The organism is Rothia kristinae NBRC 15354 (assembly GCF_001570865.1).
In the GTDB taxonomy this organism is placed as follows: domain Bacteria; phylum Actinomycetota; class Actinomycetes; order Actinomycetales; family Micrococcaceae; genus Rothia; species Rothia kristinae.
Map to the genome: position 1 here is coordinate 111,368 of NZ_BCSM01000002.1, position 15,036 is coordinate 126,403.

General features: G+C 69.2%; 14 protein-coding genes. 9 read left to right on the forward strand and 5 right to left on the reverse strand.

Going from position 1 to position 15,036, the window contains the following annotated elements:
• Positions 1 to 1,560 precede the first annotated feature (1,560 nt).
• Positions 1,561 to 2,763, forward strand: a complete 1,203-nt coding sequence (locus tag KKR01S_RS01785; protein WP_081101459.1) for a ParB/RepB/Spo0J family partition protein — start codon at positions 1,561 to 1,563, stop codon at positions 2,761 to 2,763.
• 81 nt (positions 2,764 to 2,844) lie between these two features.
• Here the strand turns inward: KKR01S_RS01785 and trxA are convergent, their stop codons facing one another.
• From trxA to KKR01S_RS01810, 5 genes are all read right to left on the reverse strand, one after another.
• Positions 2,845 to 3,171: a thioredoxin gene (gene trxA, locus KKR01S_RS01790; protein ID WP_058730481.1), complete on the reverse strand. Its 327-nt coding sequence runs from the start codon at positions 3,169 to 3,171 to the stop codon at positions 2,845 to 2,847.
• 26 nt (positions 3,172 to 3,197) lie between these two features.
• On the reverse strand, positions 3,198 to 4,247 hold the full coding sequence (gene trxB / locus KKR01S_RS01795; RefSeq protein ID WP_061225141.1) for a thioredoxin-disulfide reductase: 1,050 nt from the start codon (positions 4,245 to 4,247) through the stop codon (positions 3,198 to 3,200).
• Between the two features lie 206 nt (positions 4,248 to 4,453).
• A complete protein-coding gene (locus KKR01S_RS01800) occupies positions 4,454 to 5,968 on the reverse strand; it encodes a discoidin/SUN/FTP domain-containing protein (RefSeq protein WP_058730482.1) in 1,515 nt (504 codons plus the stop codon).
• An 82-nt stretch (positions 5,969 to 6,050) separates the two neighbouring features.
• Positions 6,051 to 7,685, reverse strand: coding sequence for a murein biosynthesis integral membrane protein MurJ (gene murJ / locus KKR01S_RS01805; protein WP_058730483.1), 1,635 nt, complete (start codon positions 7,683 to 7,685; stop codon positions 6,051 to 6,053).
• 52 nt (positions 7,686 to 7,737) lie between these two features.
• Complete coding sequence (locus tag KKR01S_RS01810; RefSeq protein WP_058730484.1) at positions 7,738 to 8,238, reverse strand: NUDIX hydrolase; 501 nt, start codon at positions 8,236 to 8,238, stop codon at positions 7,738 to 7,740.
• A 129-nt stretch (positions 8,239 to 8,367) separates the two neighbouring features.
• Here KKR01S_RS01810 and KKR01S_RS01815 point away from each other — a divergent pair, with 129 nt between their 5' ends.
• From KKR01S_RS01815 to KKR01S_RS10890, 8 genes are all read left to right on the forward strand, one after another.
• Complete coding sequence (locus KKR01S_RS01815; RefSeq protein WP_061225142.1) at positions 8,368 to 9,792, forward strand: CCA tRNA nucleotidyltransferase; 1,425 nt, start codon at positions 8,368 to 8,370, stop codon at positions 9,790 to 9,792.
• Positions 9,793 to 9,892: 100 nt separating this feature from the next.
• Positions 9,893 to 10,597 (forward strand): hypothetical protein, encoded by a 705-nt coding sequence (locus KKR01S_RS01820; RefSeq protein ID WP_061225143.1) that lies wholly within the window; start codon positions 9,893 to 9,895, stop codon positions 10,595 to 10,597.
• Complete coding sequence (locus tag KKR01S_RS10750; protein ID WP_131800567.1) at positions 10,598 to 11,365, forward strand: hypothetical protein; 768 nt, start codon at positions 10,598 to 10,600, stop codon at positions 11,363 to 11,365.
• Positions 11,366 to 11,477: 112 nt separating this feature from the next.
• Positions 11,478 to 12,488, forward strand: coding sequence for a zinc ribbon domain-containing protein (locus tag KKR01S_RS01825; protein ID WP_131800568.1), 1,011 nt, complete (start codon positions 11,478 to 11,480; stop codon positions 12,486 to 12,488).
• Positions 12,485 to 12,631: a hypothetical protein gene (locus KKR01S_RS10885; protein ID WP_165590104.1), complete on the forward strand. Its 147-nt coding sequence runs from the start codon at positions 12,485 to 12,487 to the stop codon at positions 12,629 to 12,631. The genes KKR01S_RS01825 and KKR01S_RS10885 overlap by 4 nt, the downstream gene beginning before the upstream one ends.
• A gap of 219 nt (positions 12,632 to 12,850) precedes the next feature.
• Entirely contained in the window at positions 12,851 to 13,816 is a 966-nt protein-coding gene (locus tag KKR01S_RS01830) for an ABC transporter ATP-binding protein (RefSeq protein ID WP_061225145.1), read from the forward strand.
• Complete coding sequence (locus tag KKR01S_RS01835) at positions 13,813 to 14,709, forward strand: ABC transporter permease subunit (protein WP_061225146.1); 897 nt, start codon at positions 13,813 to 13,815, stop codon at positions 14,707 to 14,709. The genes KKR01S_RS01830 and KKR01S_RS01835 overlap by 4 nt, the downstream gene beginning before the upstream one ends.
• A 106-nt stretch (positions 14,710 to 14,815) precedes the next feature.
• A complete protein-coding gene (locus tag KKR01S_RS10890) occupies positions 14,816 to 14,986 on the forward strand; it encodes a hypothetical protein (protein ID WP_165596154.1) in 171 nt (56 codons plus the stop codon).
• Positions 14,987 to 15,036: the final 50 nt, after the last annotated feature.

The following is a 15,036-nucleotide window of genomic DNA, read 5'->3' on the forward strand; positions in this document are numbered from 1 at the left end:
GCGACGGCATCCTGTCCGCGTCGAGGGCGGAGCGTCCAGCAAGTTCACGTCATGTTTCACGTGAAACACGCGCGCACAGACGATCATCATGACCGGGAAGCCGGGAAGCCGAGCGTCTGGATCCCCGAAACCTTGGGTCTGGACCACATCTCCCGGTAGTCCGCGACTGACCCAACACCTAACGCCATCGTGATCGGGGACGCAAGAATTCGGCACACGACCCGAGGGATAGACCTCTATCGTGGGCTCGCTCGGTACATCCTCAGGGATGTGAGAAGCACTCTCCGTGGAGAGGCGCGGACGTCCCTGCGTACCGGACCCATAGATCAGTCGCGCCCTGCCGGAGTTGGAGCGTAGGCGCTTTCGCCCAATCCAGCGCCCGTTTCACGTGAAACGGAGGAGTACGTGGCACCTTCGACGTTCGCCATGGGAACGCGTGGGGCTCGGCTGTGCTGCGCAGGTGTCGTCCGCCCCTAGGGCTGGTCAGACCGAAGGGCGCAGGAGACCTCTGCCGTGAGTCGTTATGTTCGGGTGTCCATCTGCTGCTCTCCACGCGGACTTGAGGGGATCCGCTCCGAAGGGGGACAGCTTGGCACAAGAGCTTTCACGTGTCTGGCCCCCCATCCCGACCCATCTGTCGCTGTCTACTGCCTTCACGATGAGCGTCCAGGAGGTGGTCTTCACCCGTCCGGCCAATATTGCCCTGTCGACCGGCAGCAGCCCGGATTGTCTGCCCCTGTCCGTGTGCTCCCGTTGAAGGGAACCCGGCGTCCTCCGGGCAGATGGTCTCGGCGCCCCAGTGGGGAGGGTGGAGTCAACACGCCGGTTTGGGAATCGGTGGCACTGAGGATGGGCGGTTCTGACCCATGCGATGAAGGTGAGCCTGCAGTGGATGCCGTACATTCACACGATCCGGCCCCGGTTCGAGCGAATGGCCCGCGGTGGGAGGTCGATTCCTGTGGAGGAGGACGGTTCGATGACACCGAGGCCCAGTAGAATCGGAGCGACGAGTGTCGAGTGGGAAGGTCGAGGGACATGGCAGAGAGACGACGTGGATTGGGGCGCGGACTGGGGGCTCTCATACCGAGCTCACCCGAAGAGGAACCGACGACATCCGTCGATTCATCGGCTGCTGCCGGTCATACCGGTGATGCTGGGGCGGAGACGAAGGACCAGGCGGGACGTCGGCGTACCCCGGCCGGAAGGTCGACGTCAGGCTCGTCGGGCCGATCGAGTGCGAACGGCCCGACCGTTTCACGTGAAACATCGAGGGCTGAGGCGTCGAGCGGTGGAGGCTCTTCCGTGGCCGACAACCAGGCTGCATCGCCGAGCGGACAGGGAACGGCCTCGACCTCCGCTGGAGCGAGCGGAAAGGTCGGCGCGAAGAGTGGCGGTCGAGGGACGAGCGGGCGGTCGGCCGCCAAGAAGGCTTCCGCTGCGACCTCGGCGAGCGGGGCGAAGAACGGCGAACAGACCGACAACGCTCCGGAGAAGCCCCAGAAGAAAGCCTCTACAAGTCGTTCTGCGAAGAAGAGCGGGCGATCCGCTGGGCGCGCCGATATGGGCGCCGCCCTTCGCAAGAGCGGTGCGGGCCGGCGACCGGTTGATTTCTTCTTCGAGCCGAGCGCCGCCGCCCAGGAAACGAAGAGCGAGGATCCGCGAACCGCCGAGGCGGGGACCGGTGAACGGGGGAGCTCCTCGTCGAGCAACGCGACTGTTTCACGTGAAACGGCGGAATCCAGCGCTGGCACCTCCTCGACCAACCGTCGCCCGGACGATCGATCCTCCATGCCCGTCTCCGCCTCCGCATCGACACATGACTCTGCCCAGGCCTCAAAGTCTGACCGCTCCGGCACAGAGGAGGGCGAGCAGCGGACCACGAGGACTCGGACCGGTTCTGCGGACGCACCCGTGTCCGAGACGGATCAGGACCTGGTGCCCGTCCCCGGGGCGCTGTTCGGAGAGATCCCCGTCCGGGACATCCACCCGAACCGGAAGCAGCCGCGCCAGGAGTTCGACCCCGATGACATGGCCGAGTTGGTGCACTCGATTCGGGAGATCGGGGTGCTCCAGCCGATCGTGATCCGCCCCAGCCAGGAGGACGGCCCGGAGAAGTACGAGCTGGTCATGGGTGAGCGGCGCTGGCGAGCCAGCCAGGAGGCCGGGCTGGACCGGATCCCGGCGATCATCCGCGAGACGCAGGACATCGACCTGCTTCGTGATGCTCTTCTGGAGAATCTCCACCGCAGCCAGTTGAATCCGCTGGAGGAGGCGGCGGCGTACCAGCAGCTGCTCCACGAATTCGGGACCACCCAGGAGGAGCTGGCACGCCGGATCGGCCGGTCGCGCCCGCAGATCAGCAACACCATTCGCCTGCTGCGTCTGCCCGCCCTGGTGCAGCGTCGGGTTGCGGCGGGAGTGCTCTCGTCCGGGCACGCCCGCGCCCTGCTGGCGCTGTCGGACCCCGCCGCCATGGAGAGGCTCGCACAGCGCATCGTGGCGGAGGGACTATCAGTGCGCTCCGTCGAGGAGATCATCCAGTCCGGGGCGGCCGCCGGTCCGGAGAAGAAGAAGCGCCGGCCGTCGGCCCCTCGGCATCATGAGAGGTTTGACTACATCGCCGACGCGTTTGCGGACAAGCTCGACACCAGCGTCAAGATCGCCCTGGGGGCCCGCAAGGGGAAGATGACCATCGAGTTCGCCTCGGTGGACGATCTCAACCGCATCATCAGCGTGCTGGATCCGGAGATCGAGCGCGGCTGACGACACAGCACGAGGCCCGCATGTTTCACGTGAAACATGCGGGCCTCGTCGTCGGATGGGAGGCGCGTCAGGCGGGGGAGATCAGCCGAGGAACTCGGCGAACTCCTTCTCCAGGACGGCCTTGGGCTTGGCACCCACGCTCGTCTTGGCCACCTCGCCGCCCTTGAACACGTAGATCGCGGGGATGGAGGTGATGCCGTACTTCGCGGCGGTCTCGCTGTTCTCATCCACGTTGAGCTTCACGACGTCGACCTTCTCCGCGTGCTCCTCGGCGATCTGATCGAGGACGGGGCCGACCATCCGGCACGGGCCGCACCACTCGGCCCAAAAATCCACGATGACCGGGCGATCGCTGTTCAGAACGTCTTCCTGGAAGGACGCATCGGTGACTGCTCTGGCGCTGCTCATGACAGCTCCTTTCGGTGGGAAGGGTGTTACAGGGTTTCCAGGTAATGCTGGACGTCGATGGCGGCCACACAGCCGGAGCCGGCCGCGGTGATCGCCTGGCGGTAGGTGGGGTCGATGACGTCCCCGGCGGCGAACACCCCGGGGAGGCTGGTCTTGGAGGAGCGGCCCTGCACGGCGATCGTGCCCTCGGCGGTCAGCTCCAGCTGGTCCTTGACCAGCTCCGTGCGGGGGTCCGAGCCGATGGCCACGAACAGGCCGCTGACCTCCAGGCGCTGCGTCAGCCCGGACTTCACGTTGCGCACCTGCAGGGCCTCCGTCTGCGCGGCACCCTCGATGCCCACCACCTCGGAGTCCCACACGAAGGTGATCTTCGGGTGCTCCAGGGCCCGGCGCTGCATGATCTCCGAGGCCCGCATGGAATCGCGCCGATGGATGATGGTCACCGAGGAGGCGAAGGTGGTCAGGAACAGCGCCTCCTCCAGGGCGGAATCCCCGCCCCCGACGACGGCGATCGGCTTCTCCTTGAAGAAGAACCCGTCACAGGTTGCGCACCAGCTGACGCCGTGCCCGGACAGGCGCGCCTCATCCTCGAGGCCGAGCTTCCGGTACTCCGACCCGGTGGAGACGATCACGGCCTTGGCCCAGTGCACGGACCCGTCCGCGACCGTGATCCTCTTCAGCTCGCCGGCCAGCTCCACGGACTCCACATCCTCGTAGCGGATATCCGCACCGAAGCGCTCCGCCTGCTGCTGCATCGTGGACATCAGCTCGGGCCCCTGGATGCCATCCACGAAGCCGGGGAAGTTCTCGACCTCCGTGGTGGTCATCAGGTCCCCGCCGGCCGCCACCGAGCTGGCGAACACGATGGGCTTGAGGTTGGCGCGGGCCGTGTAGATCGCGGCCGTGTACCCGGCCGGCCCGGAGCCGATGATGGCGACGTCGTGCACTGAGTCCTCCGCGGACGGCGCGATGGCCTCCGTGGCCGACGACGGCACGGCGTCGTCACGGCCCTCGGCGGCGGTCTGCTGGTTCAGGGAGATCACGGGGGAACCCGCGGCGAAGACGTTCTCGTTCACGTGCTGGGGGACCTTTCCTGCGGCCCGCGGGATGCCGGGCCGACGCGCTCGGGCGGGAGGAGGCGCCTCGCAAGACGCCCCGGTGCTTCTACAGGGTGGAACCGGGGACCGGGGAGGGATATTCCGCGCGACGGGCCCGGGGCCACAACGCCTCACCGGGCCACCTGGCCAGCCGTGCCTCACCGGACCGCCGGGCGCACAGCGCCTCACCGGACCGAGATCTCCCCCAGACGCAGCCCGTAGGGGTACCCGCCGATCGGCTGGGACAGCCGCGGAGCGGAATCCACGAAGACGATCACGTACCGGGCGGTCTTCGAAGAGGCCTGTTCGTTCAGGCGCACCGTGGTCTGCGCGGCGTCGAAGGTGCCCTTCCCGGCCTCCGTGGCGCCGTCCAGGGACGGGGAATCGCTGGTGTAGACGGTGAAGGACCCGCCGGTCCCGCCCTGCTGATCCACCGTCACCTGGCTGACCTTCGCCGGATCCTGCAGCTGGACGGCGATGCCGAAGCCGGAGATCAGGGAGCCGAACTGCGCCGAGGAGAAGCCGTAGCTGGTCCACACGGTGGACGGGTTCCCATCCACCACCTGGGACAGGGTTCCGTCCTGATCCGCCATGAACGAGGCGTTGCCCGGCACGATCCGCTGCGCGGAGACGGCGCGCGGCTCGGCGCCGTCGTCCTCGGTGGGCGAGGCGGAGGCCGACGCGGAGGAGCTGCCGGTCCCGGAGGCCTCGGAGCCCCCGGAGGAAGCTGAAGACGCAGGAGCAGAGGAGGAGCCGCCGCCGATCGAGGAGACCATCGCTCCCAGCCGGGTGAAGCCGAAGAAGACCAGTCCGGCCAGCAGCAGGATCACCACCAGCGTCGTGATCCACAGGCCCCCGCCGGGGCCGCGGCGGCGCGGTTCGTCGTCGTACTCCTCCTCATCGTCCGGGTAGAGATCCTCGTCCTCGGGGTCCTCATCGGCGACGGTCTCGGCCCCGGGATAGGTTCCGGTGGCGGGATCCGGGGAGGTCGGCCCGGCGTAGGCGGGCTCCGCCTCGTCGTACCCGTAGTCGTAGGCCCGGTCATCGTCGGCGTCCCCGACGCCGCTGCCGTCGTAGCCGGCGTCCGCGGCGCGCCGAGAGGCGGCCGACGCCGCGGCGCCGCCGGCCGCATCGGAGGCGGCGCGATCGAACAGGGTGCCTCCGGAGCGGCTGGAGCGCCCGGAGCGCTGGGCGGGCGGCTCCTCGCCGAAGGACTCGTAATCCGCGTCGGTCCAGCGGGTCACGGCCGGACCGTCCTGCTCCCGCTCCTCGGCTCGAGACTCGTCGACCGGGCCGGTGACGGCCTCGTAGCCGTCCTCCGCGCCCGCCGGGGCATCTTCGGTGCCGAAGATCTCGGAGCCGAGGGCCTCTCCGCCGTCATCCGGGTCCGCGCCTCCGGGCAGCAGGAGGTCCAGCAGCTCCTCCGAGTCGGTGTGGGAGGTGATGAGGTAGGTGGTGTCCTCGGACTGGCCGAGGTCCAGGATCTGCAGGGACCTGGAGCGCGGCCCCGAGGCCAGGGAGCGGGCGTTGTCGATGAGCAGCTCGGCGTGCTGGGGGCCCGCGGCTAGGATGGACACCTGCCGGCCCAGCACCTGATCCCGGCCCTCCAGGACCTGGTCGCGCGCGGCCGTGGTCAGCACCTGCGCCGTCACCTTGTAGCGACCGCCCAGCACGGTGCCCAGCTCGATAGCCTGCGTCACGAGTCCTCCAGCTCTCCTTGCGAGGGTTCTTCCGGGCCCGGTGCGGACCGCTGCCCACGATCCTACCGGGGTGTGGCGGGGATTACCGGCCCAGTCGGGTGCGCACCATGCGGACCATGCCGTCCAGCTCCCGCACGTGCAGCAGCTTCAGCGCCCCCAGGTACAGCACCCCCATGAGGGTCCCTCCCGCGGCGATCGTGATCAGGGAGGTGATCTGGTTGCTCCAGGCGAACCCGGAGAAGTCCGAGCCGCCCAGCAGCGTGAGCACCGCGAAGCCGCCGATCCCGGCCAGCAGGGCAGCCACGGTGACCCGCAGGTGGGTGGTCATGATGTTCGCGACGTCGTAGTCCCCCAGCCAGCGGCGCAGACTGCGGTGGTACAGCAGGGTCGCGAGGATGTTCTGACCGGCATACAGACCGGCCAAGCCGAAGACGATGTGATCCGGCTGAATATGCTTGATGAGGAATCCTCCGATGATCAGGTACGCCGCGCAGATCGCCTGGTTGATCAGCGGGGTCTTGGCGTCCTCGTGAGCGTAGAACATCCGCCCCATCATGAAGGACGTGGTCAGGAACGGACCCCCCAGGGCGATCACCGTGATGACCTGCCCGACCACCGCCCCGGCCACCGGGCCGCCGCCGCCGAACAGCACGCCGATGGGCCCAGCGAAGACCACCAGGGCCACGGCGCAGAAGATCGTGGCCACGCACGTGATCCGCAGGCCGCGGGAGAGGGTCGCGATGAGGGTGTCCCGGTCCTCCTCCGCGGCGGAGCGGGACATCTGGTTGAACAGCACCGTGGCCACGGACAGCCCGATCACCCCGTGCGGCAGCTGGTAGAGCATGGTCGAGTTGTCCAGGGCGTTGTTCCCGGCGATCGGCACGTCGTAGTCCGCGCGGAACCCGGCGGGGGTGGTGGCCAGGTGGGCGACGTAGAGGAACGCGAGGTTGGCGATGACGCCGGTGGCCAGCGTCCAGCTGGCCAGGCGCCCGGCGGTGCGCAGCCCGATCCCGCGCCAGCCCAGCTTGATCCCCAGGCCGATCTTCAATGCCTTGAGCGGAATGAACAGGATGAGGGCCTGCAGCGCGACGCCCACGGTGGCCATCCCGGCCAGCCAGAAGGTCTGCTGGGAGGTCCAGCTCTCCGGGGTGTGCTGGGCGGACTGCTGCGTGCCGAACAGCCACACGAACACCAGCAGCGCCCCGATCGCGACGACGTTGTTCAGGGCCGGCGCCCACATATACGCCCCGAAGGCGCCGCGGGCGTTGAGGATCTGGCCGACCACCGTGTAGAGCCCGTAGAAGAAGATCTGCGGGAAGCACCAGAGGGCGAAGGTCACCCCGAGGTCGATCTGCTGCTCGGACCACCCGGAGGCCATCACGGAGATGATGGGTCGGGCCAGCAGGACCACGAGTCCGGTGACCGCGAACAGGCCGATCACCGCGAGGGAGAGCAGCCGGGAGATGTAGTCCGCGCCGCCGTCGGGATGCTTGGAGGCCTTGATGACCTGGGGGACCAGCACGGCGTTGAACACGCCCGCGGCCACCAGCACGTAGATCTGGTTGGGCAGGGTGTTGGCCAGGGCGAAGACGTCTCCGACGTTGGTCGCACCGCCGATGGCGACGGCCAGCAGCATGGTCTTGAGGAAGCCGAGGATGCGCGAGACCAGCGTCCCGGCGGCCATGATGGCGCTCGAGCGCGCACCGGTGGTTGCCATAGGAGGTATTCCCTGTCCGTGATATTCCGTGTCGACGCGGCGGCCGGGCCCGTCAGAGCTGGTGGATGAGGTACTCCCGGGCGATGTCCGCGATGCGGCGCTCGTTCGGGAAGGAGAGCTTGCGCCCGAGGTCGTCGATGCCCACCCAGGCGACGTCGATCGCCTCGTGGTCCGGATCCTTCTCCGTGGTCAGGTACCCGCCGGTGGCCTGCAGGAGGAAGTGGTGCACGGTCTTGTGCACCCGGTGCCCGGAGACGGAGAACCAGTAGTCGATGGAGCCCAGGCCCGCCAGGATCTCCCCGGCCACCCCGGTCTCCTCCTCGATCTCCCGGCGCGCGGCCTGGGCGTTGGTCTCCTGGCCCTCCGGGTGGCCCTTGGGCAGGCACCATTCGACGCGCCCGCCGCGGTTGAGGCGGGCGATGATCGCCACGGGCTGGCCCGGCGTCTCCAGGTCCACGACGAGGCCCCCGGCGGAGACCTCCTCCACCGTGGGCGTGGCCGAGACGGGCAGGAGCACCCGTCTCTTCGGCGCCCGCGGTACTGGAAAGCTCATGTGTCCACCTTACAGAGTCGTCCGCGACCGGCTCCCGGGCCCGGCTGCCCGCCCCGGGGCCTGCGGCGGCCCGTCCCCGGGAGGGGCGCGGCGTCGTCGTCGGCGCGGATCTGGCACGATCGAAGGACTATGGCACACCTCTTCGACACCTCTGCGATCCACCCGGCGGCCCTGGAGCTGGGCCGGATCTTCGCCGAGCGCGGCTACGAGCTCTCGCTGGTCGGCGGGCCCGTCCGGGACCTGTTCCTGGGTGCTGAGGCCCTGGACCTGGACTTCACCACCGACGCCACTCCGGACCAGATCCTGGAAACCGCCGGGGACTGGGCGGATGCGCACTGGGAGATCGGCCGGGAATACGGCACCATCGGGCTGCGCAAGGGCGAGGCGATGATCGAGGTGACCACCTACCGTGCGGAGGCCTACGACGCCGACTCCCGCAAGCCCACGGTGGCCTTCGGGCGGCGGCTGGAGGATGACCTGTTCCGCCGGGACTTCACCATCAACTCCATGGCCCTGCGCCTGCCGGGGCTGGAGCTGGTGGATCCCTACGGCGGCATACGCGACCTGCACGCCGGGATCCTGCGCACCCCGGGCGCCCCGGAGGACTCCTTCTCGGACGATCCGCTGCGGATGATGCGCGCGGCGCGCTTCGCCTCCCGCCTGGACGTGGCTCCGGCCCCGGAGGTGGTCGCGGCGATGACGGACATGGCCGAGCGGATCGGCATCGTCTCCGCGGAGCGGGTGCGCGATGAGCTGGTCAAGCTGATGGTGGGGCGCAACCCCCGCCGCGGCGTGGACCTGCTGGTGAGCACGGGTCTGGCCGATCACGTGCTGCCGGAGGTGCCCGCGCTGCGGATGCAGCGGGATGAGGCGCACCAGCACAAGGACGTGTACGAGCACTCCCTGACCGTGCTCATGCAGGCCGTGGACCTGGAGACGGGTCCGGAGGGTCCTGTGCCGGCCCCGGACTTCACCCTGCGCTTCGCCGCCCTGATGCACGACGTCGGCAAGCCCGCCACCCGGCGCCTGGAGGAGGACGGCGCGGTGAGCTTCCGGCACCACGACGTCGTCGGGGCCAAGCTGGTGAAGAAGCGGATGCGGGCTCTGCGCTTCGACAACGAGACGATCCGGAACGTGGCGCGGCTGGTGGAGCTGCATATGCGCTTCTACGGATATGGCGATGCGGGGTGGACGGACTCGGCGGTGCGTCGGTACGTGCGCGACGCCGGGGATCAGCTGCAGCGCCTGCACCGGCTGACCCGCTCGGATGTGACCACCCGGAACCAGCGCAAGGCGGGGCGGCTGCGCCGGGCCTACGACGACCTGGAGCGGCGCATCGAGCAGCTGGCGGCCCAGGAGGAGATGGACGCGATGCGCCCGGACCTGGACGGGGAGCAGATCATGGCGATCCTGGGGATCGCCCCGGGGCCCACGGTGGGGAAGGCGTACCGCTTCCTGCTGGAGCTGCGCCTGGATGAGGGCAGCCTGGGCGAGGAGGAGGCCCGGCGTCGCCTGCTGGCGTGGTGGGCGCAGCAGCCGGAGGGCGGGGCCTGATCCCACGCCGGCACGCGGCGTGCCGGTGAGGTGCATCGCCGTGCGATCCGATAGTTTGGTGGGCATCATCACCCGCAACCATCACCTCTGAGGATGCATCATGACTGATTCCCCCGGTCAGCCCACCCCCTCCGAGTCCTCGGGCGCTGCCCGCGAGCCGGAGAGGAACGAGAACCCGCGGGCCGCCGCCGGCATCACCTACGGGGCGATGCTCCTGGCCGCCGTCGTCTTCTCCGTGCTGATCGTGGTGGCCATCCGCTCCGAGACGGCGGGCTCCCTGAGTGGCGCAGGTCTGCTGGACGCCGATGATGTGGTGGGACTGCTCCGCAACGGCACCGGGGTGTACTTCGTCGTCGCGCTGACCGTGCAGCTGGTCTCCATGGCCCTGGGCGGACGGATGCACCTGAGCGTGACCGCCGTGGACTCCAGGTCGGATCTCCTGCACCTGTCCATCGGCTTCCTGCCGGTGATGATCACCGTGGTGGGAGCGGTGGCGCTGTTCATCTGCTCCCGGGTGGTGGCGGCCCGCCAGGTCCGCCGCCAGGAGCGGGTGGCTCCCGACCAGGTGTGGCTCTCCTCCCTGGTCACCGCCGGGCTGCTGACGGTCTTCGCGATGGTGCTGACCATGGTGCTGGCCGGGCGAGCCACGGAGGACGGCGACTACGCCGTGCGTCTGCACTTCTGGGCGATGAGTCCTGGCCTGGTGATCTGCCCGCTGGTCTTCGGCACGCTGCTGGGCGTCTGGGCTCGGCGCACCGCCCTGGGGCCTGAGCCCACCCGGGTCTCCGATCTGGTGCACCAGTAGGTGCCGGGCCTCGCGCCGGCGGCGCGGCTGAGCGCGCTGTACCTGGGTGCGCTGTCCGTGCTCGGTCTGATCCTGCTGTCCATCGGCTCCGGGGTGGAGGAGGGCTCCTTCGCCGCCTTCCTGGCGGTGCTGCTGATCGGGACCTTCGCCGGCGTCGACCTCGTCTCCATGACCCACCTCGGGGCCGTCACGGCCGTGGCCCGCGGCGACGGCGGCAACGCTCGGGAGACGCTGTTCCTGTGGTCCGGCGGCACCCGGGATGTCGCCACCGCCTGGCCGATGCTGATGTGGCTGTTCCTGGTGGTGGGGATCCTGGTTCTGGCCTGCGCGTGGGCCGGGCGCCGCCCCGGCCTCGGACGGTGGACCTCCTGGGTGGCCATGCCGCTGGTGTTCTTCCTCGCCGGGCTGGTCACGCTGATGCTCGGCCGGATCAGCGCGGAGATATCCGTGCAGGCCTACAGCGGCTACTCCGCGCGCCTGTCCATGGGCTCGGCGTGGTGGACGCCGGTGGTGTTCGCCCTGTGGGGCGGGGTCGTGGAGGTGCTGGCCCGGTATGCGGTGCCGCACCTGGCCCGGGCCGTGCCGCAGGGTCGCGCGCGCCGTGCTGTTCGGAGCCCCGGCTTCGGTGCTGTTCACCCAGCGCGCCGGGAACGGAGGTGCCGATGCCGGGGCCGCCGGTTTCGGAGCCGGCGCGTCGGTCGCCGCCGAGAACGGTGCCGAGACCGCCGTTCAGGCCGATGCCCAGGCGGACGCCCGGTCCGGCGCTGAGGCCGCACCGATCGTCGGGGAGGGTGCGAAGCAGACCCGTCCCTTCACCGCCCCGCAACCCGGGCAGCCGGCTTCCTCGTCCCCGTCCGAGCAGACCGCCCAGACGGCGGCCGTGCGCGAGGCCGCGCCGCTGTCCCCGAGGGCGAAGAAGCGGCTGAAGATCTCCGGGATCATCGCCGGGGCGCTGGTGCTGATCCTGGCGTTCGCCGGGGTGCGCATCGCCAACGCCACCGTGTACAGCCCCGAGCACGTGGTGGAGGAGTGCTTCGACGCCGTCGTGGACGGGGACGCCGAGGCCGCGACGAACCTGATCGATCCGAACGTCCCCTCCGCGCAGCGCGTGCTGCTGACCGGGGACGTGTACAAGGACGCCGGGCAGCGGATCTCCGGGTACGACGTGAAGGACGTGGAGGTGGCCGATGACGGCCAGTCCGCCACGGCCACCGTCTCCGTGACCCAGGATCAGCGCTCCACGGACACCACGCTGCAGCTCACGCGTGCCGGCGGGGTGCTGGGGCTGCGGCAGTGGGAGATCGCCCCGGACCAGTCCGGGCTGTACAAGACGGTGCGGGTCTCGGTGCCGGCCGGTCAGGACACGCTGACGGTCAACGGCCATGAGGTGAGCGTGCCGGCGTCGTCGGCCTCGCCGTCGCCCACCTCCGGGTACCACCGCCGCTCCGTGTTCGAGGAGGACCCGGACGCGCTGAGCCTGACGGTGCTGCCCGGGGAGTACACCTTCGCCGCGCCGAAGGGCGGGAAGTACCTGACCTACGGCGATGACCAGAAGGTCACGGTCACCGCGGACGAGGACACCTCCTCGGAGCTGTCCGGCTCCACGGTGGAGTTCCGGCAGAGGCTCACCGAGCAGGCGGTGACGGATGCCGCGGCGAAGGCCAAGGAGAAGATCGACGCGTGCGTGGCGAAGAAGGAGTTCAAGGTCGCCGAGTGCAGGCTGAACAGCTACTACGAGGCCGATGACGAGCACCGCAACCCCAGCTGGTCCGTGGAGGAGTACCCGACGTTCATGCTCACGGACGGCCTGAACAGCACGGACTCGGACCCGGTGGACGAGCTGGAGACCGGCAGCAGCTGTACGTGCGGACCTCGGAGAGCGGGAAGGTGAAGTTCTCCTACCAGTACCGCTTCGACGATGACGAGCCGTGGGAGGACAAGAGCACCACCTCGCCCCTCTCCGGGGCCTTCATGATCACGGTGACCCCGGAGGAGATCACGGTGCAGGACTCGCACTCGAGCAACGGGTACTGACCCGCGCCGGCCCTGACCGGGCTCGGCTCGGGGCCGGAAGGGGGTCCGGCTCGGCGCCGGGGTGGAGCCAGCTCCACCCCGGCCTCCGCCCTGAGGATGAGATCCCGGCCGTTTCCTCGCTGTGCTGCGGGAGCGGCCGGGATCTCCTTATACAGTGGGTCACACACGCCGGAGAAGACCAGAAGACCACCAAGACCCCTGCAGAACGGGAGCGATTCCATGATCGAGGTCAGCGGCCTCACCAAGACGTACGGCCCCAAACGGGCCGTGGATGATGTGTCCTTCACGGTGCAACCCGGGAAGGTGACCGGCTTCCTCGGGCCCAACGGCGCCGGGAAGTCCACGACGATGAGGATGATCCTCGGGTTGGAGCACCCCACCCGCGGGCAGGCGCTGGTGGACGGGCAGCGGTATGCGGCCCTGCGCTCGCCGCTGATGTCGGTGGGCTCCCTGCTGGAGGCGCGCGCGGTGCACCCCCGGCGTTCGGGGGTCAACCACCTGCGGGCGATGGCCGTGACCCACGGGATCCCGAAGTCCCGGGTGGATGAGGTCATCGAGATCACCGGCCTGGCCTCGGCCGCGAAGCGGAAGGTGGGCGGGTACTCCCTGGGGATGGGTCAGCGCCTGGGCATCGCGACGGCGATCCTGGGGGACCCTTCCACGGTGATCCTGGATGAGCCGGTGAACGGCCTGGACCCGGAGGGTGTGATCTGGGTGCGGCAGATGGCCCGGCACCTGGCCTCGGAGGGCAAGACGGTGTTCCTGTCCTCGCACCTGATGTCGGAGATGGCGCAGACCGCGGATCATCTGATCGTGATCGGGCAGGGCAGGATCCTCGCGGATGAGCCCCTGCAGAGCTTCCTGGATGCCAACGGGGAGCACCGGGTGCTGGTGCGCACGGACGACGCCGCGGCCTTCGCGGATCGGCTGCGGGCCGACGGCGTGGAGTCCACCCCGTATGAGCAGGACGGTCTGCTGGTGGCGGCCGAGGCCCGCGAGGTGGCCGAGCGGGCGCAGTCGGCCGGCGTCCTGCTGTATGAGATCACCCCGCAGCGGGATTCCCTGGAGCAGGTGTACATGCGGATGACCCAGGATTCCGTGGAGTACCGCTCCGCGGACCCGAACGCCCCCCAGGCCCAGCAGGCCCCGCAGGCCCAGCACGTCGCGAAGGAGAGCCGAGCATGAGCACCGCCGTTTCCGAGACCCCCCGCACCGACCGCGCCGCGCACACTTCCCCGTACCGGCTGAGCTTCCTGGGGATCCTGCGCGCGGAGGTGCTGAAGTTCCGCACCCTCGTGTCCTCGTGGGTGCTGATGATCGTGACGATCGCGCTGATGGCGGGCATGGCCTCCATGGCCGCGTGGAGCGTGAACTTCATGACCTCCGCGAGCGAGTCCGTGCCGCAGGATCCCGCGGCCGCGGAGGGCGGCGCGGAGATGCAGGCCTCGCTGTCCGGGAACGTGCATGACCTGGCGGTGATGACGCCGACGGCGGGCGCGACCCTGGGGTTCATCGTGGTGGGTGCGATGGCGGTGATGATCCTGTCCACGGAGTTCGGCACCAAGTCCATCATCTCCACGTTCACCGCGGCCCCGCGCCGGTGGGCGGTGTACGTGGCGAAGGCGCTGGTGATCTCCGTGTTCTCCGCGCTGGTGGCGCTGATCTCCGCGGTGGTCTCCTACCCGCTGACGCAGCTGATCCTGTCCGATGATGACGCGCACTTCGACTTCACGGATTCCGGGTACTGGACCTGTGTGCTGGGTCTGCTGGTGGTCTTCGTGCTGACCTCCTGGATGGGCCTGGGGCTGGCGGCGCTGCTGCGCAACAGCGCGGGGGCGATCGTGGTCGTGGTGGTGGTGCTGTTCGTGCTGCCGCTGGTGTGGTCCTTCCTGACCAACCTGGATTGGGCCAATGACTTCATGCCGTATCTGCCGATGAACCTGGCGAACACCCTGACCACCGCCTCGGACCCGGTGGGTGATCCGCAGCGGGTCCCGGCCGGCTGGTGGTACGCCCTGTGGTGCGCGGTACCGCTGGTGGCGGGGTTCTTCTCCTTCACTCGCCGGGACCCGAAGTAGGAAACCCTTCGGATCACCGGGTGGTCATCGTCGTAGGGTCTGCGCCGGCAGGCCCCACGACGATGACCACTTGAGGTTCAGCCCTTCGTCGCACCCCGGGTGTAGTGTGGGTCACATCATCCTCACCGTCCTGATCATCCTGTTCTCCTGGACCCTGGTGATTCCGGCTCTGATCGGCACCGCCCAGTTCATCTGGCTGGTCGTCGACGCCTGCCTCATCCCCGGGTGGACCGCCCGCAGCAACCACCCCCAGCCTCAGGCCTACGGTCTGCGCTGACCGGCATCGAGCCGTCGTCGTGCGTCTGCCCAGGTCAGCGGGGTTCCGGC